The 22,893-nt window shown below is 45.2% G+C and carries 20 protein-coding genes; 4 read left to right on the top strand and 16 right to left on the bottom strand.

Going from position 1 to position 22,893, the window contains the following annotated elements:
• Positions 1–240: 240 nt before the first annotated feature.
• The 9 genes from NDI35_RS01485 to NDI35_RS01445 form a co-directional block, all read right to left on the bottom strand.
• Positions 241–777, bottom strand: coding sequence for a late competence development ComFB family protein (locus tag NDI35_RS01485; RefSeq protein WP_006631395.1), 537 nt, complete (start codon positions 775–777; stop codon positions 241–243).
• Positions 778–985: 208 nt separating this feature from the next.
• Complete coding sequence (locus tag NDI35_RS01480) at positions 986–1,927, bottom strand: M23 family metallopeptidase (RefSeq protein WP_445311183.1); 942 nt, start codon at positions 1,925–1,927, stop codon at positions 986–988.
• A gap of 564 nt (positions 1,928–2,491) precedes the next feature.
• Positions 2,492–2,719, bottom strand: coding sequence for a hypothetical protein (locus NDI35_RS01475; RefSeq protein ID WP_190658651.1), 228 nt, complete (start codon positions 2,717–2,719; stop codon positions 2,492–2,494).
• 52 nt (positions 2,720–2,771) lie between these two features.
• Positions 2,772–4,298, bottom strand: coding sequence for a phosphomannomutase/phosphoglucomutase (locus NDI35_RS01470; protein WP_445311182.1), 1,527 nt, complete (start codon positions 4,296–4,298; stop codon positions 2,772–2,774).
• Between the two features lie 328 nt (positions 4,299–4,626).
• Complete coding sequence (locus NDI35_RS01465; RefSeq protein ID WP_445311181.1) at positions 4,627–5,532, bottom strand: D-hexose-6-phosphate mutarotase; 906 nt, start codon at positions 5,530–5,532, stop codon at positions 4,627–4,629.
• A gap of 196 nt (positions 5,533–5,728) precedes the next feature.
• The gene (locus NDI35_RS01460) at positions 5,729–5,923 is read right to left on the bottom strand and encodes a hypothetical protein (RefSeq protein WP_445311180.1); all 195 of its coding nucleotides are present in this window, start codon (positions 5,921–5,923) and stop codon (positions 5,729–5,731) included.
• A gap of 115 nt (positions 5,924–6,038) precedes the next feature.
• Entirely contained in the window at positions 6,039–6,776 is a 738-nt protein-coding gene (locus NDI35_RS01455) for an SDR family oxidoreductase (RefSeq protein WP_445311179.1), read from the bottom strand.
• 59 nt (positions 6,777–6,835) lie between these two features.
• Positions 6,836–7,897, bottom strand: a complete 1,062-nt coding sequence (locus tag NDI35_RS01450) for an NADH:flavin oxidoreductase/NADH oxidase (RefSeq protein ID WP_445311178.1) — start codon at positions 7,895–7,897, stop codon at positions 6,836–6,838.
• Positions 7,898–8,361: 464 nt separating this feature from the next.
• Entirely contained in the window at positions 8,362–8,595 is a 234-nt protein-coding gene (locus tag NDI35_RS01445) for an acyltransferase family protein (protein WP_445311177.1), read from the bottom strand.
• 118 nt (positions 8,596–8,713) lie between these two features.
• On the opposite strand from NDI35_RS01445, the gene NDI35_RS01440 reads away from it, so the two are divergent.
• Positions 8,714–11,029, top strand: coding sequence for a monovalent cation:proton antiporter family protein (locus tag NDI35_RS01440; protein WP_445311176.1), 2,316 nt, complete (start codon positions 8,714–8,716; stop codon positions 11,027–11,029).
• 237 nt (positions 11,030–11,266) lie between these two features.
• Here the strand turns inward: NDI35_RS01440 and NDI35_RS01435 are convergent, their stop codons facing one another.
• Entirely contained in the window at positions 11,267–11,479 is a 213-nt protein-coding gene (locus tag NDI35_RS01435) for an Hfq-related RNA-binding protein (protein WP_333368172.1), read from the bottom strand.
• Between the two features lie 312 nt (positions 11,480–11,791).
• On the opposite strand from NDI35_RS01435, the gene dapF reads away from it, so the two are divergent.
• Positions 11,792–12,634, top strand: a complete 843-nt coding sequence (dapF, locus tag NDI35_RS01430) for a diaminopimelate epimerase (protein ID WP_445311175.1) — start codon at positions 11,792–11,794, stop codon at positions 12,632–12,634.
• 229 nt (positions 12,635–12,863) lie between these two features.
• The gene (locus tag NDI35_RS01425; RefSeq protein ID WP_445311174.1) at positions 12,864–14,006 is read left to right on the top strand and encodes a hypothetical protein; all 1,143 of its coding nucleotides are present in this window, start codon (positions 12,864–12,866) and stop codon (positions 14,004–14,006) included.
• A 356-nt stretch (positions 14,007–14,362) separates the two neighbouring features.
• Here NDI35_RS01425 and NDI35_RS01420 read toward each other — a convergent pair whose 3' ends face one another.
• The 5 genes from NDI35_RS01420 to NDI35_RS01400 form a co-directional block, all read right to left on the bottom strand.
• Positions 14,363–15,529, bottom strand: a complete 1,167-nt coding sequence (locus NDI35_RS01420; protein WP_445311173.1) for a hypothetical protein — start codon at positions 15,527–15,529, stop codon at positions 14,363–14,365.
• A 182-nt stretch (positions 15,530–15,711) separates the two neighbouring features.
• Positions 15,712–16,449: a hypothetical protein gene (locus tag NDI35_RS01415; protein WP_445311172.1), complete on the bottom strand. Its 738-nt coding sequence runs from the start codon at positions 16,447–16,449 to the stop codon at positions 15,712–15,714.
• Positions 16,450–16,487: 38 nt separating this feature from the next.
• A complete protein-coding gene (locus tag NDI35_RS01410; protein ID WP_445311171.1) occupies positions 16,488–18,992 on the bottom strand; it encodes a dynamin family protein in 2,505 nt (834 codons plus the stop codon).
• Positions 18,993–19,398: 406 nt separating this feature from the next.
• Positions 19,399–20,583, bottom strand: coding sequence for an aspartate aminotransferase (locus NDI35_RS01405; RefSeq protein WP_445311170.1), 1,185 nt, complete (start codon positions 20,581–20,583; stop codon positions 19,399–19,401).
• Between the two features lie 99 nt (positions 20,584–20,682).
• Positions 20,683–21,828, bottom strand: coding sequence for an iron-containing alcohol dehydrogenase family protein (locus NDI35_RS01400; RefSeq protein WP_445311169.1), 1,146 nt, complete (start codon positions 21,826–21,828; stop codon positions 20,683–20,685).
• Between the two features lie 201 nt (positions 21,829–22,029).
• On the opposite strand from NDI35_RS01400, the gene NDI35_RS01395 reads away from it, so the two are divergent.
• On the top strand, positions 22,030–22,473 hold the full coding sequence (locus NDI35_RS01395; RefSeq protein WP_445311168.1) for a DUF29 domain-containing protein: 444 nt from the start codon (positions 22,030–22,032) through the stop codon (positions 22,471–22,473).
• Positions 22,474–22,602: 129 nt separating this feature from the next.
• Here the strand turns inward: NDI35_RS01395 and NDI35_RS01390 are convergent, their stop codons facing one another.
• The gene (locus NDI35_RS01390; RefSeq protein WP_445311167.1) at positions 22,603–22,809 is read right to left on the bottom strand and encodes a DUF2281 domain-containing protein; all 207 of its coding nucleotides are present in this window, start codon (positions 22,807–22,809) and stop codon (positions 22,603–22,605) included.
• Positions 22,810–22,893 lie beyond the last annotated feature (84 nt).

The raw sequence follows: 22,893 nt of genomic DNA, 5'->3' as shown, positions 1-22,893 counted from the left end.
CCAGGAACAAGGAAGTTCGGCAACGGATTCTATAACAAATGTAACGGATGCCAGGAACAAGGAAGAAGAAGGAGTTTTTTTGTTTTGGGTAAAAAATAAAAAACTCTTAAATTTTAAATTTTTTTCTTGAATTCTGGCTTCGGCCTTGTGCCTTCAGATGTTGGTTGCTGAGAAACTAAAAATCCCGCTTTCTGAATTGAGCGGGATCGACTTAACTGAAATAGAGCTGTTGGGGAGGTACTAAGGCTGCGGCTCAAAATTAGTGGCGTTAGCTTGCAGCCAAGTGCTTAGCTGTGAAAGAACTTCGTTTCCCGAAGACTTGCCCAAAGCTGTGGGGTTTGGGGTGTCGGGCCTGTCTAAGTTGCGGGCGATCGCTGCGTTGACTTCTTTGGAAATCAAATCGTGAAGTTGCTCTTTAGCCCTAGCCCTTTGAAAGTGAGCTCCCTCTTCCGTCGTAGCGTACAGAGGTGGCAGCCTATTTAAAGCATAAGCTGCAATATCTCCCACATCCAGACTTAGGTCGCTCGTCGCCTCAATTTCAGCCACCCTAGCGATCGCATCGCTGAGTACCAACTCTTCCATCACGTTGATGAACTGTTTGCGTGGCAGAACCACAACTTCGCCAGTCAACAAAGAGCCCATCAGACGATCGAGAGCCATGTACTCTTCGATCGACAATTCCGAAGCCGTATTGCAGATCCGTCCCACCTCAGCTTCCATAGACGGCGTTAAATAACCATCCTGCAAAGCCTGTTCAACAATTTTTTCAATACTCATATATGCGTCCCCGCTCAACGGCATCATCAATAAAGTTTTGTGAAGACGCGATTGTTAGCGTCTTGAGATTCGAGTTTTGAGAGTTGAGTTGAGAAATTTTATACAAATCCTAACTCAATACTGATAACCCATCACAGTTATCTGCACACCCTAGCCACAAACTTACCCCATAATTGACTGATAAATCCGTCAAAACCTGTAAAAACTCCTACTCAACTCCCTGAAGCCGCCAAGGTACAGGATCGACGGACTGCCCGTGCACGTACAATCCCCAGTGCAGGTGAGGGCCTGTAGAAGCCCCCGTTGACCCCAGAGTACCAATTACTTGACCGGCTTTCACGACATCGCCTTCCTTGACATCAATCCGGCTGAGGTGCATCAAAATACTTGCTACCCCCTGACCGTGGTCGATACCAACGACGTTCCCGTGGATTTTGAAGCCTTGCGATTCGCGTCCCACTAGAGACACCCGACCTGCTGCTGGTGCGACTACAGGGGAACCGTAAGCACCGGCATAATCGACGCCGCGGTGGTAGTAGTCTTGAGCAAATACCCCATTATAATAACGTCGCACCCCGTAAATAGTAGTAATTTCGCCGGAGTTGGGGCGCAACAATTTGCCATCCCAAAATTTTTCGGGTGTCACGAGTGCTTTAAATGCGTCTACGCGATCGAATTCAGCGTCTGTACCTTCGCTGTCTTTCCCAGGCGGTAGCCAGATGGATTGAGTAGGAAAATTTCGATCGCGCACTTGCACGCTCAACTTCTGCACTTGTCCGTCACCTGCGACTTGAAGAAGGCGGGCACCGGGTTTCTCTAGCGGCGTCGTCGGCAGCAAAGCCCGAAAGCGGCCGTTGCCGATCGGAAACGCGGGGTAGTTTTTTTGCTGTAGAGAAACTGTTGGAGTTTCCCCGCCGTTACTGTCAACCTGAATCATTACGGACAGCGTATCTCCCAGTTGGGGATTTGTCGGCGTCACCACTACCTGCAAAGCTTGCACGGGCAGGGCAAAACTCAGAAAGCCAGCAACAATTCCCCCGATCGAACTGGCGGTTAGCTTGTTTGCTTTCAACTGCCCCCACCGCACAATCAGACCTGTAATTATTTCCGTACTTAGCCCGCCGTTGCCTCGACTCACAGTCCTTATCATCACTAGGTGTCCTTAATCTTTGTCTCGCTGATATATTTTTAACTATCTAGACTAACTATAGCAATCCGCAATAAGTCGAGAGAAACAGCCTTATGTAAAAAGCTTGGTCAAAGATTTGGAGATGAGAGACTAACTTAAATAAATACTTAACTTGAGGTGATAAGAATAATAAAAATTCCCGTAGTGCGGGGAGGAAAGCCCGCTTGAGGCAGACGCTCACACTAGAGTTTCCATTACAAATATAGGAGAACCCAAGTTTCAACAGAAACACTCTTCATCTATAACCGGATGATTATATTTTATCAGTCCTAGGTACTATTACATAAATTTTAACAATTGGTATTACTTATAGTTCACGGCGCTACAACAGAATTATTTTTAACTCCTCTGCTGTTAAATCAATTCTTTCTTGACCGTTTATTTGCCGAAAACGTTCCTCAAACTCTCTAGTTATTCTAGCCGGTTTTTGACCAAATAGTATTGATTCCCTATTTTAAAATCTCACCTCTAAAATGAATGGTATGAGATAAAAATTGATAATTACTCTAATCTTATCACCTAGAATTATAGGGATTCAAAGGTAGCGGTGAAGCCATCTAAGGTCAAGCATTCTTCCATAAATTCCTCTACATCGTTGACATTCTCAAGCTGATATTCCATGATCCGTTGACCATCACCTTTCATCTTTTTGGAAGAGGAAGGCGTGGCCGGATATTTGGCAGCGATCGCTTTGAAAGCTTTGGAATGGGTCTCCCAGCTTTCAGCAGAACATTTTATGATTAAAAGCCACATGATTAAATTCCTCCTTGGGTTTGGTTTACTAATAGTCTGACACGAGTAAAACTTAGAGGGATAGTGCCGAAAAATCAAGGGATTCGGTGGTTTGGAAAAAAGCTAAAAGCCGAGCGACTATGCGAGCGACACCACCCTTAACATTCGACTCAACATTCAAAGGCATTACGGGATCGTGGAGGGATAAGCGTAACAGAAACCAGCCGGATTCGCTAGCTGACGTGCAGGAAATTCGCAAACCTTCGTAGTTATTGGGAACTATTTTCCAGTCTGCTTGCGTTGAGACAAATTGTTGCAGTTGCTCAATAACGCGAGATCCGTGAGCCTTGAAATCATCTACACCAAGTTTAATCCTAAATTCTGAACTTTCTTCTGGCTCTTTTAAATTCGCAATTAAATCTGGCAAAGATTGATTTGCTAGCTTTGACTTAGCCAATTCAATCAATAATTTGCTGACCAAATAAGCGCCATCATCCAGAAAGTAATTTTCTTTCAAAGCTCCATGTCCAGAGGTTTCAATCGCCAGCCATGATTCCTGTCCCGCTTCATTGAGGCGAATCGACTCGTCAATCACATTTTTGTAGCCGCGTTTAAAGCGATGGTGAATCCCTTTTAGATCCTGTTCGATGAATTGTGTCAAGCCATCGGAGGTGATAGAATCGGTAACAATGGTAGAGCCTGGGTGTTCTTTTAATACGATCGCAGAAATCAAGGCAATTAAGCGATTGCGATTGAGTTCCTTGCCAAATTGATCGACGGCCGCACTGCGATCGACATCGGTATCAAAAATAATCCCAAAATCAGCTTGATGTTCAATTACCGCTTGACAAATTGACTGCATTGCCTGTTTATCTTCGGGATTTGGCACATGATTCGGGAAAGTACCATCTGGTTCTAAAAACTGACTCCCCGTGGTGTCTGCACCTAAAGGTTTTAAGACTTTATCAACATAAAAACCGCCAGCGCCATTGCCCGCATCCACAACAATTTTTAATCCTGTTAGTGGTTCCTCAAAATTATCTGGATGATTGACTGATTCCCTAATTTTTGTGACAAATTGGTTAGCATAAACTGAGATAAAATCATGCTTTGTAATCTTACCGGGCGATGAGGCTGGCTCAAAGTAATTGCTTTGGGCTAGTGTTAAGATATCTGTAATATCCTGCTTTTGTAACCCACCTTTGGCCGTGAAAAACTTTAAGCCATTTCGATTAAATGGCAAATGGCTAGCAGTGAGCATAATCGCGCCGTCGCAATCAAAACCAGGGGTAATGGTACTCATAAACATGGCGGGGGTTGAGGCCATTTCAAAGTCGTACACGGTTGCACCAACTGAGGTGATTCCCTCCATGACTGCTTGCATTAAGGTTGGCCCTGATAGGCGACTGTCACGCCCGATCGCGATCGTTAATTCTGCCGCTGGTTTATTGACTTTTTGTACCAGCCAACTGACAAAGGATTTACCTAAGATTGTCGCAATTTCGGGGGTGAGGTTGACTTTTTCATTGGGAACGCCTTCGAGGGCGATACCGCGAATGTCTGATCCATTTTGAAGTTTTGTCCAGTTGAAGTTTTGCATAATAATTGATGGTAAGTAAAAAGATCGGAGTCGGCGGTTGAAACCGATTATACAAACTTTCCTCTGCGGCCCGTTCGACTCAGCTTCGCCGAACGTCTTTCGCGGACTAAGAAATAAACAGGGGAGAAATTTGGGATTTGGTATTATTAGTCATTAGGGTGACAGAGTTTTTCAATTCAATCAGCTAATCGGCATTTAAGTTGTATTTAAACAAACAATCCCAGTCTTGTGGGTGGGATTTGAGCAACGCCGAAAATATCCAATTGAAATGTTGAACCGCTTACTGGGAATTTTGGCCCCATCACCGCTAAGATTAAGCTCTAATTTCTTAGTCGCGTTCAACGCTGTAAATTGCCTGCAAGCGGAACTCACCATGAGGGGGAACTTCCACAATATCTGTAGCCGCATTGGTCGTTTCTACGCAGAGTAAGCGCTGATAATCTGCATCATCAAGGTCAGCCATATTTGCAGAAATTGTCACCCAGGGATTCCACACTACGACGGATTTACTACCAGAGGATTTAATGCGAATACGGCGATTGAGGGCGCTATCGTCAATGACTAATTCATTGGTGACATCAAGATAAATGCGATCGACTTCACCTGTTACTACCACTGCACCCACTTGAGTTTTTTCCACACCACCATCAGCTTTATCAAGATACTGGCTATTTTCTAAGCCTAAAACCTGCACGCGGTTGATATCGCCGACTTGGAAATAGGTGTGCAAAGCTTGGGTGAGGGGAAATGCTTTGTCGCCTAGATTGCGGGTGATTAATTCTACAGTGAGGCTGGTGCCGATCGTAATTGCGATCGCCAGTTCAAAGGCTTGGGGCCAAATTGCTCTAGTTTCATCGGTATCCTTGAGTCCTAGAGTGACTTTGGTTGCGCCGTCTGGGGTTGTGGCGGTTTCTAGCACATTCCAGAGGCGATTCCGCACAAACCCATGACTCGGACGCCCCAAGCCTTCTGGATCTGGGCCAAACCAGGGCCAACAGATGGGTATACCGCCTTTGATGGCTTTCCCTTCGGCATAGTAGGCTTTTTCGCTGACGAACATCAAGTCTGTGGCTTCGGTGGCTGGTTGAAAAGAGAGCACTTGACCGGAATACACAGAAATTAAGGCTTTGGCTTGACCGTTGTCGATGTGAATCATCGGGAAACCACCGTTTCCGGTGGCGAAGGTGAGGTTCCCGGCAATGCCGTAGTCTGTGTTTAATTGGTCAATACTCATGCTTTTGGCTTGGTGAATTGCTTTACAATTATCCGATATTATGGTTGCTCGATTGATTAGATTGTTGAGTTGGACCTGCGAGGGTGCGATCGACACAACGATGCAGTCCGAGAAACGAATGGGGAGTGCCAAGTGATTCCGAGGCGATGTGCGATCGAACCCACCGATGCACCTTGCTGAGTTTTCCGTAAGCAAGCTAATGCAGCAATTCATCCAAACACGGCGCAGCGACAAAACTCCGCATCTCTTCGAGGGTCATTTCAGGCGACAATTGCCAGGGATGCGCTGAAAACAGGGCAAAGAACACTGTCCGGCTGATTGCATCCGCTAGCGTTCGCATCGAAACTTCACTTGTAAGCGGCGGAGTTTTGCCGAAGCCCGGTAAGTCCACTGCGATTACTTACGGTTCGGCGTTACGGAATCGAGTTATAGACGATCGATGAACAGTTCAGCCGTTGAGCCGTATTTAATTGAGACTCGATCGACTCTCATGCGATGACCCCACTTTACAACTCCTGACGAGTCGGACGGATGATCATTTCGTTGACATCCACATCACCGGGTTGCTCGATCGCATAGGCAATGGCCCGGGCGATCGCATCCGCATCAATGGCGACTGAATACAACTGATTCACCCCTGATGCCGTATCACCATGAGTGATGGTACTGGTTAACTCAGTCGCAACCGCACCGGGTGAAATGTTGGTAGAACGAATTTCACCGTTTGACTCCAGCCGCACCCCTTCGGAAATCGCTCGCACGGCATACTTGGTAGCACAGTAAACTGTCCCCGCCGGAAATACTTTGTGTCCTGCAACAGACGACAAGTTTATTACGTGCCCAGACTTCTGTTGGCGCATAGTCGGCAGCACCGCAGCGATGCCGTAAAGTACGCCTTTAATGTTGACATCAATCATTTGATCCCACTCATCGACCTTAATCTGGTCAAGGGGAGACAGTGGCATTAAACCCGCATTGTTGACCAGCACATCAATGCGTCCATAGGTTTCCAGCGTTGCGTCCGCCAATGCTTGCACCTGGGCGCGATCGGCAACATCCGTGACTCGATAGGCAACTGTGCCACCTGTTTTTTCGATCGCAGCCACCAAGTCCTGGAGTCTATCTTCGCGGCGGGCAGCAAGCATGAGTTTGGCTCCGCTGGCGGCTAAACGATGAGCGGTGGCTTCACCTAAACCGCTACTTGCTCCTGTAATGATGACAACCTTGTTTTGAATTTCAGACATATTCACTCCTGTTAATTGATTAAATCGGCTCACTTAAAATCGATCGCAAATCCGCTTAATTACCAAGCGCGATCGTATTGAATAGGAGCAGGCACGGATTGACGTAGTTGCTTCGCAGCCCGCATCGGCCAATAAGGATCGCGCAGCATTTCTCTAGCAAGTAATACCATATCTGCTTGACCTGTACGAATGATGTGGTCAGCCTGCGCGGGTGCAGTAATCATACCAACAGCTCCGGTGGCGATGTTGGCGGAGCGTCGAATGCGATCGGCAAAGGTAGTTTGATAACCTGCACCCGTCGGAATCTTTTCACCCGGTACAATTGCGCCTGATGAGCAATCGATTAAATCAACGCCCAGTGACTTTAATTTATAGCTGAGTACAATACTTTGTTCAATGTCCCAACCATTTGGAACCCAATCGGTTGCAGAAATGCGAACCCAAAGCGGTGTTCGATCGGGCAAAACATTTCGCACCGCTTCTACGACTTCACATAAAAACCGGATGCGATTCTCAAAACTGCCACCATAGTCATCAGTCCGTTGATTGCTCAAGGGAGACATAAATTCATGCAGTAGGTAGCCGTGAGCGGCATGAATCTCGATTACGTCAAATCCGGCTTCGAGGGCGCGTTGGGCTGCGTTCACAAAGGATGTGGTCAACTTTTGAATGTCTTCGATACTCAGAGCGATCGGGGCGGGGCTATCGGGAGCAAATGGAATGGCGCTAGGGGCGATCGAAGTCCATCCTCCTTGAGATTCCGAAAGCACATCGCCGCCATCCCACGGAGGCGCTGTACTGCCTTTTCGACCTGCATGAGCAAGTTGAATTCCAGCAACCGCACCGTTGCGGTGAATTAACTCGACGATTCGCGCCAGCATTTCAATGTGAGCATCTTGCCAGATTCCCAAATCTTGCGGCGTAATTCGTCCTTCAGGCTCGACTGCTGCTGCTTCAGTCATCACCAGCCCTGCCCCTCCTACGGCTCGACTGACGAGATGAACCAGATGCCAATCATTCGCGAATCCCTCAACGCTGGAATATTGACACATGGGAGAAACTGCAATGCGATTTCGGAATGTAACACCACGTTGATCTAAAGGCTCAAATAAATGCGACATGGTTGTAAACCCGTGAGTTATAAAGTGCACAGATGTCAAGCACAGACTTTCTTCACACTGGGAAGTTGACTGACCTCATTCCACCAAGTCCGCAGCTTTGAAGTTTGCGCGATCGTTGCTTCGTACTGTGGGGTCTGCGATAGGTAAGTGAAGACCGGAATTAGGTAGAAATCGCCAATGCTCAGTTCGTGACCGAGCTAATACGGGTGTCCTACAGTTAGGGACTCGATCGCCTCCAGTGCAGTGTTTACAGGTGCGACGGCAGCTTTGTCCAACCTACATCCCGAATGGACTTGTCCTTTTGAGGAATCAAGAGCAACGACAAAATTACTTGTCTAAAACCTAAATCTTTATTGTTAGCAAAACCGGGGATTACGAGAAAAAAACACAAAAGTGCCTGAGTAATTATCCAATATATCGGGTAAATCCGCAAGCAGGGCTGGAATAAATAAAAACGATTTTAACTAATCCTTTTTACCGATCGCCGATCGGTGAACATACACCACGATCAAACCGCTCAATACAAAAAAGTAATCAACACCGCTCCACCCAGCCTGAAATAAATTAAAAAAAGTAACTTGATTTAATCTCTCGGCGCTCATCTCGTTGAGGTGAAACATTACCACTAATACAGCCGCAATCCCTCGATAAACTTGCAAGAGGTTAAGTTTTTTGTGAGGAGTTGAACTCTGTGCCATGAAAAAATACCTTAGTCAAGGGTGGCCGTTGTGCTTATTCCTCAACTACAGTCAACGCGCCAAACATAGTCAACACATTAGATACTATAATATAACTTTATATTTTTTTCATAAAGTTGTGCAAGAAGACTTCCGACTGATCGTTGACTTAGTTCTAGTTCTCGCTGCTGCCGCAGCAGGAGGACTCTTTGCATCGCTGTTGCGACAGCCGGTAATTCTCGGCTACCTGCTGGGAGGGATCGTAGTTGGGCCGGCCGGTTTGGGGCTGATTAAAGAATTAATTCAGGTAGACACCCTGGCTGAATTCGGGGTTGCCTTTCTGTTGTTTGCCTTGGGAGTGGAATTTTCTTTCGCCGAACTCCAGAAAGTTAAAGCAATTAGTTTGGGCGGAGGGGGCTTGCAAATTGTGCTGACGATCGCCATTACTACTGCAATTTCCTTGGCTGTAGGGTGGGTAGAATCGCCCGCCCAAGGCGTGTTTTTAGGAGCGATTCTGTCGCTTTCTTCGACTGCAGTCGTACTGAAATGCTTGATGGAACGCAATGAATCCGGTACTTCCCACGGTCAAGTCATGCTGGGAATATTAGTAGTTCAAGATTTGGCTTTGGGGTTAATGCTAGCAGTTTTGCCGGCACTCAATCAGCCAGCAGAAGAGATCGGCATGACGGTAGCGTGGGCCCTGCTGCGGATCGGGTTATTTGCTGTCGGTGCTGTAGTCGCCGGCATTTGGATGGTACCGCAGTTGCTGCGATACCTCGCGCAAACAGAAAGCCGGGAACTGTTTTTGCTGGGAGTTGTGGTTTTGGCTTTAGGGATTGCGCTGCTGACAGAATATTTGGGTTTTTCGATCGAGATGGGCGCATTTGTGGCTGGTTTAATGATTTCGGAGGTGGAATATGCCGACCAAACTCTAACTTATGTCGAGCCTTTGCGAGATATTTTTGCATCCTTATTTTTTGTCACCATCGGAATGTTAATTGACCCGATGTTTCTGTGGAACCATCTAGAAGTAATTCTGGGACTGGTATTTATAGTATTTGTCGGCAAATTCTTGATTATAACGCCGATCGTCCGACTATTTGGCTATCCGTTAAAAACAGCATTAATCGCAGGTTTGGGCTTAGCTCAAATAGGAGAATTCTCCTTTGTACTCGCTAGTTCCGGCCAAGTCATGGGGCTGGTTTCGCGGAATGTTTACCTGTTAATTTTAGGCACGACAGCAGTCACCCTCGTGCTGACTCCGTTTGTGTTGAGAAGCGTGCCCCAGTTATTGAAATGGGCGGAAAATTTCGGGCCTTTACAGCGCTATTTTGACGAAACATCTCAACCTGTGGCAATAGCTGAAACTTTGCCGGAACAAAATTATGTGGTGGTTTGCGGCTACGGGCGAGTCGGCAGAATTTTAGTCAAAATGCTGCAAAGCCGCAACTGTTCAGTTGTGGTGATCGACGAGTCAGAAAGTAGTATTCAAGACTGCAGAGTGCAAGGAATTCCTTACATTTACGGGAATGCTGCCAGCTTGCACGTATTGGAAGCCGCGCGGGTGGAACGGGCTAAAGCAATGGCGATCGCCCTTCCCGATCCCATGAGCACTCGCTTGTGTCTGAAGCGGGCTTTAGAATTAGTCCCGGATTTGGATATTGTGGTGCAGGCCAACCAAGATAAAGACATCGAACTGCTTTACCAACTCGGGGCCTGGGAAGTTGTGCAGCCGGAGTTTGAGGCCAGTTTAGAACTGTCTTCCCACTTGCTGGCTGGCATGGGGCTCTCCTCAATGGCGATCGCGCGGGATGTGCAGCAAATTCGCAGCAGCCGCTATCTGGAATTGCGGCCACCGCGCGAACCTTTGGCGGTTTCGCGGGATTTGAAAGTGGCGGTTCGAGATATGAACAGCGAGTGGTACAGCTTGCCGTCAGGTTCTCCCATTGCCAGCATGACTCTGGAAGAAACTAACCTGCGCCAGTTGACAGGCGTCAGTGTGATGGCGATCGTCCGCGAGAATGGCGAGGAAATTGATTATCCTAACGGGAAGACAGCTTTGCAGTCGGGCGATCGACTTTTTGTAGTCGGAGAACCGGAAGAACTCATCAGTTTTGAGTTGCTGGCGAAGGGGGAAGTTGCAGTGCCGCAGGGCGACAGTTCTTGCCAGTGGCTGAGACTGCCAGCAAACAGCCCTTGGGCGGGCAAAAAACTGTCAGAGATAGATTTGCTGACCCAGTACGGGGTGCAGGTGCGGGCGATCCGCCGGGAAGGGAAATTTACTCGCTGGCCCGACGGAACTAGCCATTTGCAAGAAGGCGATCGTTTGCTGCTGTGCGGCGGCTTCTACGAGCTCGGCTTGATGCAGCGGACGGCCTCACCGCGGGTGCCACAACCTGCTTTAAAGCTGCCTTTGGTCAAGGCCCAAGTCAGTGAAAAGCTGTTTAGCGATTAGGGAATAGGGAAGGAAGAAGGAAGAAGGAAGAGGGAAGAAGGAAGAAGGAAGAAGAAAGAAGGAAGAAGGAAGAAGGAAGAAGGAAGAAGAAAGAAGGAAGAAGGAAGAAGGAAGAAGGAAGAAGGAAGAGGGAAGAGGGAAGAAGGAAGAAGGAAGATTTGTTCCACTGTCTCCCTCTCCCAATCTCCCCCTCTCTCTCTCTCCCTCTCCCCCCCCTCTCCCACTCTCCCCGTCTCCTCAGCCGTTGGGTTTGAGATAAGCAATTGCTGGCCGCGAGATCAGAATTTGTGTTTCTGACGGATCGACGAGGCAAATGCAGCTATGATCCTGCCAAAAAATTCTACCCGCTAGTAAGTCGCCGGTCAGGAGTTTGATTTCCACCTGTTGTTTGTCTTTGATGTAGCTTTGTATTAAGCGAACGCTGGGCAATCCGGTTTCAAATTCAGACATAGTTCAGAAAAATATAGTCAAATATTACCTTAAACCATATTCTTCTGTTTATACCGTTTAACCGATACTGGCGCGATTACAAGCGCCTCTACCGGATGAGAGATAAACCCCTTGGCGACTACTTTTCGAGGGATATTCATTGAGCCATTGACATCAGCATTAATTAGATATCCCTGTGGAGTTATAAATATTATATTTGTTTATATTTCACTAGAAAGGACTATAAATTGCATAAAGTTTTATAATACTGGGAAATGGGTAATTTGGTCATCAAATTATCTAATCAGTTTTAACCAAAAGAGGTTTGTTTTTATGCCGATCGAGTTTGCGAAGTATCACGGACTGGGAAATGATTTTATTCTGATTGACAACCGCCACTCGTCAGAACCGGTGATCACGCCAGAACAAGCTGTGGATATGTGCGATCGACATTTCGGGATTGGCGCAGACGGTGTGATATTTGCTCTTCCGGGTCAAAACGATACTGACTATACGATGCGGATTTTTAACTCCGACGGTTCGGAACCGGAAATGTGCGGCAACGGGATTCGCTGTTTGGCTAAGTTTATCGCCGATTTGGAAGGGTCAGAGGCGAAAACTCAGTACCACATCCACACTCTGGCTGGTGTGATTAGCCCGGAATTGCGATCGGACGGTCAGGTTAAGGTGGATATGGGGGTTCCCCGGCTACTGGCTGCGGAAATTCCGACAACTTTGGCTGCATCGGATGCCAAAGCTATAGATGTGCCGATCGAAGTTGCTGATAAATCTTGGTCTGTTACCTGCGTCAGCATGGGCAATCCTCACTGCATTACTTTTGTAGAGGATGTTGCGGCGATTGCTTTAGAAACTGTCGGGCCTCAATTCGAGCACAACAAAGCATTCCCGCAGCGTACCAATACGGAGTTTATTCAAGTGATACGTTCCGACTATGTAAAAATGCGGGTGTGGGAAAGAGGCGCGGGTGTTACTCTAGCTTGTGGGACTGGTGCTTGTGCTGCTGTGGTAGCTGGGGTATTGGTAGGGAAGTGCGATCGGGCAACTGCTGTTGAGCTCCCCGGCGGCGTTTTGGAAATCGAATGGGCAGAAGTTTCTGGGCGGATTTACATGACCGGGCCGGCACAGCGAGTATTTACTGGTTGTATTAGTGATTAGTGATTAGTCATCAGTTATTAGTCATCAGTCATTGGTCAGAAGGGATTTTTTATTGAATTAACAAACAATAAAAATTATTGACTTCAAAATTTTTATTGAATTCTGACCAATGCCTTCCGCCTTCACAAATCATGGGCGGCGGACTGAAGACTGAAGACTAATAACTAAGCCTGAAATCTAAAATCTAAAATCTAAAATCTAAAATCTAAAATTAAGTAGGTGGGCTTGCATGGCTGGAGGTATTTATCTGATTCAGGACGACGACAGGCTGGTAGAAATGATGGAACAGCCCTACGACTCGGAAGACCAGTTACAAGACTTGCTAGTAACTTATCCTAATTTGATCGCGGGAGACCAAATCGATCGGGCTACGGCGCGGAGGTGGCTGTTAATTTCGCGGGAATCTGCACCCAGCGATGAGGAAACAGCGGTGCAGTGGTCGCTGGATCATTTGTTTCTCGACCAAAATGCAGTTCCTACTTTGGTGGATGTCAGGCGAACTCCTAATGCGGAACTGCGGCAAAAAGTTTTGGGTCAGTCGATCGACTATGCTGCTAATGCGTTGTTTTACTGGCCGATCGATTCAATTATTTCTCTGTTTGAAGCTAATTGTCGCGATCGGGGTCGCGATCCTGAACAGATTTTTGAAGAGTTTCTCGGTGCAAATGCTAATGAAGACCTATTTTGGCAGAAGGTTAAAACTAATTTGCAAGCGGGTAAAGTTCGCTTAGTGTTTGTAGCTGACGAGATTTCTGCTGAAATGCGCCGAGTTGTGGAATTTCTCAACGAACAAATGGACCCGGTTGAAGTTTTGGCCCTGGAAATTAAGCAGTATGTAAGTGAAGACGGTTTGAAAACGCTGGTTCCCAGAGTGATCGGTCAGACAGCGGAAGCACAGCAGAAAAAATCCAGCGCAACGCGCGAAAGAAGGCGCTGGGATGAATCTTCATTTTTTGCGGAAATCAAAGCTAGACAAGGCGCGGACGAGGCGCAAATGGCAAAAGCTATTTACCTTTGGGCAAAAAGTCAAGAACCCGAAGTTCAAATACACTGGGGAACGGGGGATGCCTACGGCGGTTTCGCCGCTCAATTGCCTCAAAAGGGAAGAAAACCCTATCACTTATTCACTGTAAATATTGCTGGCCGAATGGAGATTTCTGCTGATAATTACGGTTCCCAGCCGCCGTTTAATGCGGAACAGAATTGGCTGGAATTGAGAAGTAAACTGAGTTCGATCGGTCTGTCGCTACCTACAGAACCGGGCGAGAGAAGGTCGCCGAGTCTGCCTTTGTTTACTTTGCAAGATGAATCGGATCTCAAGCAAGTTATAGAAACTTTTGATTGGGTGATTGAGCAAATTCAAACGTTATAGTTACACTCAGAGATGATAGAAACGGAGGACACGGCAGTGCCGTTTCCCTACCCCCATTAATTGTAGGGAAACGGCACTGCCCATTAGTGTCAACTTAACGTAAAACCGATAGTCCGGCAAGGGTTGAAACCCCTGCCTCAAAGCGAAAGTCCTCTCAAAGAGGACTAATGAGTTTTTCAGTCCTCTTTGAGAGGACTTTCGCTATTAGACAGGGAATTCATTCCCTGGCGGAGTGCTGGGTGGGCGGGATGACTGGCGCACAAAAAGCTTAAGTTGACACTTATGAGCCCTGCCGTGTCCTGATTGTGGGTAATATTAATTCCGAGGCTACCGGATTTGATATGACACACCCTACCCTATGTGCTGGGTAGTATGTATATGCCCGGTTCAGTGTCTGGCCCAGGCAGAATTTCACGGCTGCTTTTAACACCTCTACTTTCGCACAGATTTGCAAACGATTCTAAACCCTCTAATCTGGCTGAAAGTTCACTCAACCCATCCAAATACTCAGCTACAGCAATTTGGCGATGTGTCCATGTTTGATCAAATTTAGCCGAACTATAGGACATTTCAAACTCTACATCAACATAATTTTTTTTGCCTCGGATTTGGTCAGGAGATAAAGTGCGATCGCTTGGTGATATTTCCGTAATTCGTTCTACTCGTTCTGAGGCAATATGGTTTTTGAACCGAGAATTAGTAAAGCGATAAGCAGTAGATAGATAAGTGTTTTCATCATTGATTAGTGCCTTAGCCCATCTTTCCGCGACTTGTTTAAATAGGGGGATTTGTAACGCCAGTAATTCTTTAGCTTCTTGATGTTTTCCTATTTCTAAGAGAAGATTGGCTTCTGTTGCTGTGGCTACAGCCCAACCTTGAATAGAAACATCAGCATTAAGCATAATTTCAGCATCTAATTCTGGGGTAGCTTGCATCGCTTGATTACTGAGAAATAATCCCACCCTAGAAGCTGTTTTAATGGCCGATCTCGGTGATTCATCAGGAAAACGAGAGCGCTCGTCAAGTTCAGCTTTTAAAGCAGCTATTTCTTGAATTAGCATGGCTTGATGAAGATGGGAAATAGCTTTAGCAAGGCTTTTTTGCTTTTGGTGGCTGTCTTCTACCAATAAATACAGATATGGCAATTGTCCAGAGATAATATCTAAGCCATTATCAACCCGGTTTAACCTATATTCAACTCGATTAAATCCTTCTTCGATGCGATTATCAATCCGATTTAAGCCAGCTTCAACACGGTTAAAGCCTTCTTCCATTGACTGTTGAATGTGACCTAAACTTTTTTGTACTTGGTGCAGTTTATAGCCCATATAGGCAAAGCCAGCAATACTGACACCAAGGTTTAAAACACTTGCGCCCGCAGCAATTTGACTTAGCCCCATCACTGAGGATAAGGTTTTTTCAATACCGATTAATTTACTCTCGACACCCATTAATTTATGATAGTTAAGCCCATGACCAATAACATCAATTCCTGCCACAATGGGAGAAAATGGAACAGTCATCAGTTTGCTAGTCAGTCCGGGAGTTTCGGCTAAATGGCGGACAATTTGACCACCATTTACAGTTCCCGCAGCCCATCTAATAACGCTTCCGTAGCGTTGCATTGAGCCATTTAACAAACCTTGGATGATTTCGGGATTGTTAACTAAAAGAGTGGTATCAATTAACATTTGAATTACTATGTTTAGCGATTATAAACGTCAAAGTTTCCGTAGGCTTCCATTTGCAATCTAGGCGATCTTTCAAACTTAACTTCTAAATCAGCATCAGCTAAGTTACGAAAAGCGTCATATCTATCGACTTGATCTACATTTGACTTAAATCTTTCGTCAGCTTGATTTAGTTCAATATAGACTAAGTAAATATCATATTCTGATTCTTCTCCTTTTGATACTGAATACTGATCGATACTAGCTATTCTTTGATTGAAATCAGTTTCAGAACCTAGCCATAAATATTTCGTGATTTCGTAAAGTGCTTCTCCATCAGTAATATCAATTCGTCTTTTTGTTTGGAGTGATTCAAGTAAATCTGCTTGTGACGCAAAAACTACTAAAACTAAATACTGTTTAGTAATTCTTTGAGTTGGAGGAGCTTGAACTGTAGGAGATGGAGGATTAGGATAAGGCTGTCTAAGTTCTTCTCTCGGATTTGTCTGTGTCTGTTGTTGTCTTTGAAATGTGCCCTCTTGAACTGTAGAAGATGAATGATGATCGGGGTTATATTCTCTAGATTCTTTCCTACGATTCGGCAGTAGTGATTGTTCGTCTTGTTGCTTTTTGAGATAATGTGCTCCTGCTCCTGCTGCTCCTGCTCCTGCTAATAACCCTCCTACTGATCCTGCTACTGCTGTTCCTACTGCTACTGCTGTTGCTACTACTACTGCTACTCCTGCTACTTCTAACAATTCCCTAGACTCCATTTTTTTACTCCTGAATTTTACTATGTTTAAAACCTACTTTACTGACGACAATCTTCTGCTAACATTTGACAAATTGCTGTTGCATTATCTTTTTGCACTTCAAAATCGCGCCAAAACTGTTTTTCCTGTTCAAAGTTATCCTCAATAAAACTTAATTGTTGTTGCAAAGCACGTTCAGCTAGATTGGTAATCTCATCAACGGATTCTTCAAAGATACTGGTAACATAATTTAATCGTTTGATAATCCAGTCACATAAAATATCCCATAAACTTGCTTTGTTTTTCGCAATTCCACTTGACCATTGTTTTGCCATTAAGTCTGGAGAAGGAAGAAAAAGTTCAACATACTCGATATCTTCGTAAATATTCCGAGTTACAGCTTCTTGGTAATTACGGGTTACGGGTCGTGTTTTTGTTCTCGTTTTTGTGCTAGAAAAACAAGAACCATCTTGATAAGATTCTGTATAACTTTGATATTCAGTTTTTGTGCGAGTTTCATATTCTGTTTTCGTACCAACTACTTCTCTTTGTTGGGAGCGATTTTGCTTAATAGCGTCTGGAAGTTCAAAAAAATTCTCCGGTAAAGTTGGCAAGTTTTGAGCTAACTTTTTGCGTAAATTACTGATGGCTGCTTTTTCAATATTAATCGCAGAAAAATTTGAGGCGGACAAACAAACTTTTAAGCTATTAACATGTACATCAACTAATGATTCTAAAGCTTGTGCAAACTGTTGAGCTTTTCCTTGTAAAACAAACTCTGCTCTTTTGGTGATAGCTTCTCTCATATAGTGATACAGGAGACGAACATAACGCTCATCATCTTCAAGTTCTTTTTTCCCTTTATCATCATCAGCTCTTACACTCTTAACTAAATATTCTGACTGTGGAGAAAATTTGCTGAGTCTTCGACTAACATTATCGTAAGCTTTTGAAATATTATCCGCTAATGAAGGTAATGTGACTTCGCGTAGTTTATCTCTCAGTTCAAAAGCTCCTTGGTTCTTCTTAAGAGAATCGCGAACTGGAACAATTAGAACTTTGGTTAAGTCTCCTTCCACCTCAGCGACAGCCTCCAAAATTATAGAAAACCCCTTACGTGCTTTTTTGACAGCATCCTCTTTAATCTTCAACCGACTTTTAGGCTCGTTGTTTTTCAATCCTTCTATTAATTGCTCAATCTCGGTATTAAATTCTTTTCCAAGTTTTTTGATGTTTTTTTGTAAGTCTTGACGAATTTGAGCAATCTTTTCTCTTTCTTGTTCAACCTGTTCTTGATTATTAATCTTTCGTGTTTTAATCAGAATATCTAGATTATCTGACAAAGACTCATAGTTATTGAATACTTCCAACAATGCAGGAAGTATTACCAGTTCAGCAAATGATTCTTGAACCCGCACACGGAAAAGATCCCAAAGTTCTCTACCTCCACTCCATTCTAAAGAATAGTGGAGAATTTGTCGCATGGTTTCATCATCAATAGCCTCATTGTCTTCTACTCGATCTTCAAAATCACGAAACCAATTCTTTAAATCGCGGTTCTCCTTAGTATTTAATTTAATAACTCCTGCACAATCTTGAAACATAGCTTTCAGAAGTTTTAAGCGTAGTTCCTGATTTATCCGTGATGGTTCGTTAAAAGCTCCTGAACCCCAAGCACACTGAGCATAATATAAAAGACGAGCATTAAAAGGCAGAACATCAGGAAGTTCTGGAAGCGATAAGACCTCTTTAATTTCTTCTCTTAACTTATCAATCCGCACTGAGAGGGGTAAATCATCTGCTCCTAGGTTATCGACCCGATTTAAGATAAAAATCATCGAATCTGTGCGACCTTGTAGATATTCGACAACTTTCTTTAATTCTTCTAATAAGCGTTTTCTGTGCTCATCATCTACCTGCATATAGTCCAAAGCCACTAAACTAAAAGCTTTATTAACTTGCTTTTGGATAGTGGCTAAGTTAGCCCGGTCTTGAACAGATTTCAATCCCGGTAAATCAATCAATTCTACTCCGATTCCCTTGGGTAAATCTAGCAAAGAAGCATCACAAGCAGGTAAAAGAGGAAGATGAGCGGTTATTTGTGGCGCAACATACTCACGCTTTTTCCGCGCCGCGTGATAGGAGTGCATCACCTCGCGAATCCGCTGGTATACATCCTCATCGCTTAATCCCGTCCATTCACCAACATCCCAAGCAGCATCTTCCGTTTCTGCAATCATTAATCTCGGTTCTTGAGAATGTTTGATGGTTAATACACCCCCACTCATTTCTCCGGCTTCAATCGGTGCGATTTTTCGACCAATCAGCGCGTTAACAATCGTTGACTTTCCAGAGGAAGTTGTGCCCAGAGTAGCAATCCGAAAACTAGGATTTTCTAGGCGTTGGACGGCTTCTTGATAAACAGTTAAAAAATCCTGTAGGCAAGATTGAATCCCCGAATCAGCAAAAACATCCGGGGACGATTTGACTAAGCTAGAGACTGAGTTGCCTAATTCTTGTAAAAGGTTGCGCGTGTTGTTTAACTTAGATTCAATTCCAGGCATGGCAAAAATGCTTCCTTAATGATCTTTGTTAAGTATAACTAAGGAGGCACGGCGTCGGACATCGTACATCCACGGATGTTTAAAACCTTGGCACAAAATAAAGAGTCACTCTTAAATCAACTTGTAGAGTGCCTCGGAGATTGATTATTTCGATTTTAACAGGTTTATTCTGCTCCGGGGCACCATACGCACTAAGCTGTCCCGCATCTTGCGTTGTATTTTTCGGGCGGGCGGGACACCCCACAATAATTTCATCAAACTTGACTGTACAATTTGTATGCGCCTGAGCTTGTTAATCTTATGTTAATCTCATTATTATGTTTAGGGGATAATGGGTGTCATCCTCAACATAATAATGAGTTGATGCAGAGTGAGCGGCCGATCGCCAATAACCAATAACCAATGACTATTGATATCGAATGTTTGCTTGTTTCAAACGCCGCAATGCTTCTCCCAGCCGATCGCAATCTGCAATTAAACTAATTCTCACATATCCTTCGCCGCCCGGCCCAAAAGCATTGCCAGGAGTCACTACAACACCAGTTTGCTGCAAAACATTCAGGGCAAAATCAGTCGAACTCATGCCCGGAGTGCAGGGAGCCCAAAGATACATTGCAGCCAGAGGTTTAGGAATATTCCACCCTAATTCTGCCAATCCTTCAACCATGAAATCCCGGCGAGTCCTGTAACGATTCTGCACTTCGTGCAAGTAACTGTCGGGCAATTGCAGTGCTGTTTCTGCTGCTGTTTGCAAAGCGGAAAATATACCGTAATCTAGGTTAGTTTTTAATGTCCGCAAACCTTGAATAATTTTGCTATTTCCTACTACAAAACCGACGCGCCAGCCGGCCATATTGTAGGTTTTGGACATCGTGTGAAATTCCACGCCGATTTCTTTACCGCCGGGAATTTCTAATAAACTTGTCGGTTGATACCCGTCAAAGGCTAATTCCGCATAACACAAGTCGTGAACCAGCAAGATTTGATGTTTGTGTGCAAAAGCAACAATATCTTTGTAAAATTCGCGGGGTGCAGTTGCTCCAGTCGGATTGCTGGGATAATTGAAATAGAGGATTTTGGCTTGTTCGGCTACGCTGTCGGGAATGTCGGCTAAGTCAATTACCCAGTCGTTTTCTGGTTTGAGGATGATGTTGTGAACTTTTGCACCGGCGATTATTGGGCCGCGAAATAATACGGGATAAGCAGGACTTGGTACTAATATTAAGTCCCCTGGATTGATATAGGCGATCGCAAAATGCGCTAAACCTTCTTTAGAACCCAACAAAGGCAATGCTTCGCTTTCTGGATCGAGTTCAACGTTGTACCGGCGGCTGTACCATTTAGTAATAGTACGGCGGAAACTGGCAGTTCCTTCAAAGGGTGGATAGCCGTGATTGGCAGTATTTTGGATGGCTGCGACAGCCGCTTCTACTACTGGTTGAGGAGTGGCACCGTCGGGGTTTCCCATTCCTAAGTCTATTAAATCGAGTCCTTGTTCGCGGGCGCGGGCTTTGAGTTCGTCGAGACGGGCAAATACGTAGGGCGGTAGTTTTTGCAACCTGTCAGCAGGGGTAATCCAATCCAAGGTCATTTATTTTTTGTCAGTTGTCAGTTTTCCTGGTTTGTAGTAAGGACTTTCGTCCTTGCTAGCACAGCCTTTTCAGGACTAAAGTCCTTACTACAAACTGTTTTAATTCTTAATCTTTAATTCTCCCACAGGTGCGGTGGTAGAAACCATCGCTGCCATTAATTGTTGGGGAACAACTTTAAAAGGCAGTCGGTGGATGTCGGAATTAGGATTGCAGGCTATGTCGGCGGCGCGCTGCAATTCTGTGATGGTAATGTCTCCGAGTCCGAGGTTTTCTAAAGTTTGGGGCAATCCAATCTCGGCGTAGAATTTTAGCAGTTGCTGTCTGGCGCTAGCGGCGAGTTGATTGTTTTGCAGCATTTCTTCTAGTCGCAGTTGTACTAAAATGCCGTAGGCGACTTTTTCGCCGTGCAATGTGCCGTGACTTGCTAATAGATGAGTTAGGCCGTTGTGGACGGCGTGGGCGGCGACGGTGCGACATTGAGCACCACCAATTCCGCCGATTACTCCTGCTAGCAATACGGCGGCATCTGTGACTTCTTGCCAGGTTTCGCTACCGGGTTCTTTGAGGGCGGCGGCTGATTTTTGGAATAAAATATCGCGCAGTATTCTAGCTTGTTGGACGGCCGAAATTATCAGGGTTTGTTCGGAGTGTCCGCTGCTGACTGATGCTTCGTACCATTTGGCGATCGCATCTCCAATTCCTGCTACTAATGTCCGCTGTGGTGCGGTTTGAATTAAGCCGTAGTCGAGTATTAATAAGTCGGGACATCTGGCTAATGTGACATCGTATTGGAATGCACCTTGTTCTGAATAAATGTTAGAAAGGGCTGTCCAAGCGGCACAGGTGGCTGCTGATGTGGGTATTGTGACGATCGGGATTTTGCACTGATGGGCGACGAGTTTGGCTGCGTCTAAGGCTTTGCCGCCGCCGACACCGATGATGAAGTCGGCTTGATGGGTTTGGGCTGCTTCGCGGAGGGTTTCGAGGCTGGTTTCGCTGCAATCCTTGCCGTATGCTGTTTCGGCGGATTTTAACTGCTGCTGTTCGAGGATTGGTTGCAGGTACGGTTGGGCGGCGGCGAGGGAGTTGCTGCCGCCGACGATTAGCGGCCGCTTTCCGAAACGGGCGATCGCATCTCCGGCTTGTGCGATCGCCGATCGACCACGCAATACACAGGCGGGAGCAATTGTCAAGGAATAAATTGCAGTTGGGGTGGCGGTTTTAGTGCTTTGGGTTTGAGTCATCGAACCACTGGATAAGTGACGAGAAGGTTGACGCTTTGCAGGATTGCTGGATTTTCTAGGATAACTCTAATCTATGCGGAAATGGTAAGTTTTATAAAGTTTTTATTAAGTATTGTTGGGCTGTTGGGGGATGGGAGGACCCAGTTGAGGGGCGATCGGTATGATAAATTTAGGAATATAAGCAATTTCAAGGATAGGGCAATGCTGACTAAACAAGATTGGGACTGGTTAGCAGTGTGTTCTCATTATCAAACGGCTGTCACAGTCCAGACACTTCTCAAAGAAGGAAAATCTATGGAAGCAACGGCAGGTTTAGAATCTTTAATTGAAGCAATGGGGAGAACCGAAAAACGAGCATTAAAAAGCCAGTTAATTCGTTTAATGCTTCATATTATTAAATGGAAAAATCAACCTGAAAAACGAACAGCTAGCTGGGCTATTAGTATTCGTTCGGCGCGGCGAGAGATTGAAGAAAGTCAAGAAGAAATGCCGAGTTTAAATCGTGATTTTATTGAGTCTATCTGGGAGAAATGTTTTCAAGTTGCGCTGAAAGATGCCCAGGATGAAATGGGTAAAAAATGTCAATTAATCTCACTTGCTTGGTCTGAAGTTTTTGAGGATGAATATAGTTTTGAGACTTTTTGAATTCTGTCATCCTCCCAGTCTTCGCCATCGAGTAACGAAAACTCGGTTAATTCAGGATATGTCAAAAAATCTTCGGCTGTAGCAGGTATAAATGGTGCTAGTATTTTATGGCGTTCTGCTATTGGCAGGCTAGCAATTTCTCGCTTGTGATAGCTTGAGACTAGGTTCGGTTGTTGACGAAATATTAGACTCAAAACTTTCGCTGGGGAACTGCTTTTTCTGTTCCGCTTTTTGCACGAGGAATTGTGCAAAGTCGAGCACTTCTTGTTGTTTCTCCCTTGGCAACTGTCGCAGATTCTCTAACACTGCTTGCTCAAAATTAATTGTTTTGGACATTTCAATTACCTTCCCTAAGCGTTTATCGGTTTATTTCTCACGCAGTCAAGTTTTGTAGTTCCATGTTTGCAAATCGCGCCAGAA

Origin of the sequence: Microcoleus vaginatus FACHB-2002, assembly GCF_040004035.1 — a bacterium.
In the GTDB taxonomy this organism is placed as follows: Bacteria; Cyanobacteriota; Cyanobacteriia; order Cyanobacteriales; family Microcoleaceae; genus Microcoleus; species Microcoleus vaginatus_C.
Note: the sequence above shows the minus strand (reverse complement) of the source record. Positions and strands in the feature narration are given on the sequence as shown.

Coding starts and splice junctions, on each gene's coding strand:
- NDI35_RS01425 (WP_445311174.1), top strand. CDS start 12,864: ATGGCTGGAGGTATTTATCTGATTCAGGACGACGACAGGCTGGTAGAA.
- NDI35_RS01455 (WP_445311179.1), bottom strand. CDS start 6,776: ATGTCTGAAATTCAAAACAAGGTTGTCATCATTACAGGAGCAAGTAGC.
- NDI35_RS01405 (WP_445311170.1), bottom strand. CDS start 20,583: ATGACCTTGGATTGGATTACCCCTGCTGACAGGTTGCAAAAACTACCG.
- NDI35_RS01485 (WP_006631395.1), bottom strand. CDS start 777: ATGAGTATTGAAAAAATTGTTGAACAGGCTTTGCAGGATGGTTATTTA.
- NDI35_RS01395 (WP_445311168.1), top strand. CDS start 22,030: ATGCTGACTAAACAAGATTGGGACTGGTTAGCAGTGTGTTCTCATTAT.
- NDI35_RS01400 (WP_445311169.1), bottom strand. CDS start 21,828: ATGACTCAAACCCAAAGCACTAAAACCGCCACCCCAACTGCAATTTAT.
- NDI35_RS01465 (WP_445311181.1), bottom strand. CDS start 5,532: ATGAGTATTGACCAATTAAACACAGACTACGGCATTGCCGGGAACCTC.
- NDI35_RS01470 (WP_445311182.1), bottom strand. CDS start 4,298: ATGCAAAACTTCAACTGGACAAAACTTCAAAATGGATCAGACATTCGC.
- NDI35_RS01415 (WP_445311172.1), bottom strand. CDS start 16,449: ATGGAGTCTAGGGAATTGTTAGAAGTAGCAGGAGTAGCAGTAGTAGTA.
- NDI35_RS01480 (WP_445311183.1), bottom strand. CDS start 1,927: ATGATAAGGACTGTGAGTCGAGGCAACGGCGGGCTAAGTACGGAAATA.
- NDI35_RS01435 (WP_333368172.1), bottom strand. CDS start 11,479: ATGTCTGAATTTGAAACCGGATTGCCCAGCGTTCGCTTAATACAAAGC.
- NDI35_RS01390 (WP_445311167.1), bottom strand. CDS start 22,809: ATGTCCAAAACAATTAATTTTGAGCAAGCAGTGTTAGAGAATCTGCGA.
- NDI35_RS01445 (WP_445311177.1), bottom strand. CDS start 8,595: ATGGCACAGAGTTCAACTCCTCACAAAAAACTTAACCTCTTGCAAGTT.
- NDI35_RS01410 (WP_445311171.1), bottom strand. CDS start 18,992: ATGCCTGGAATTGAATCTAAGTTAAACAACACGCGCAACCTTTTACAA.
- NDI35_RS01450 (WP_445311178.1), bottom strand. CDS start 7,897: ATGTCGCATTTATTTGAGCCTTTAGATCAACGTGGTGTTACATTCCGA.
- NDI35_RS01420 (WP_445311173.1), bottom strand. CDS start 15,529: ATGACTGTTCCATTTTCTCCCATTGTGGCAGGAATTGATGTTATTGGT.
- dapF (WP_445311175.1), top strand. CDS start 11,792: ATGCCGATCGAGTTTGCGAAGTATCACGGACTGGGAAATGATTTTATT.
- NDI35_RS01475 (WP_190658651.1), bottom strand. CDS start 2,719: ATGTGGCTTTTAATCATAAAATGTTCTGCTGAAAGCTGGGAGACCCAT.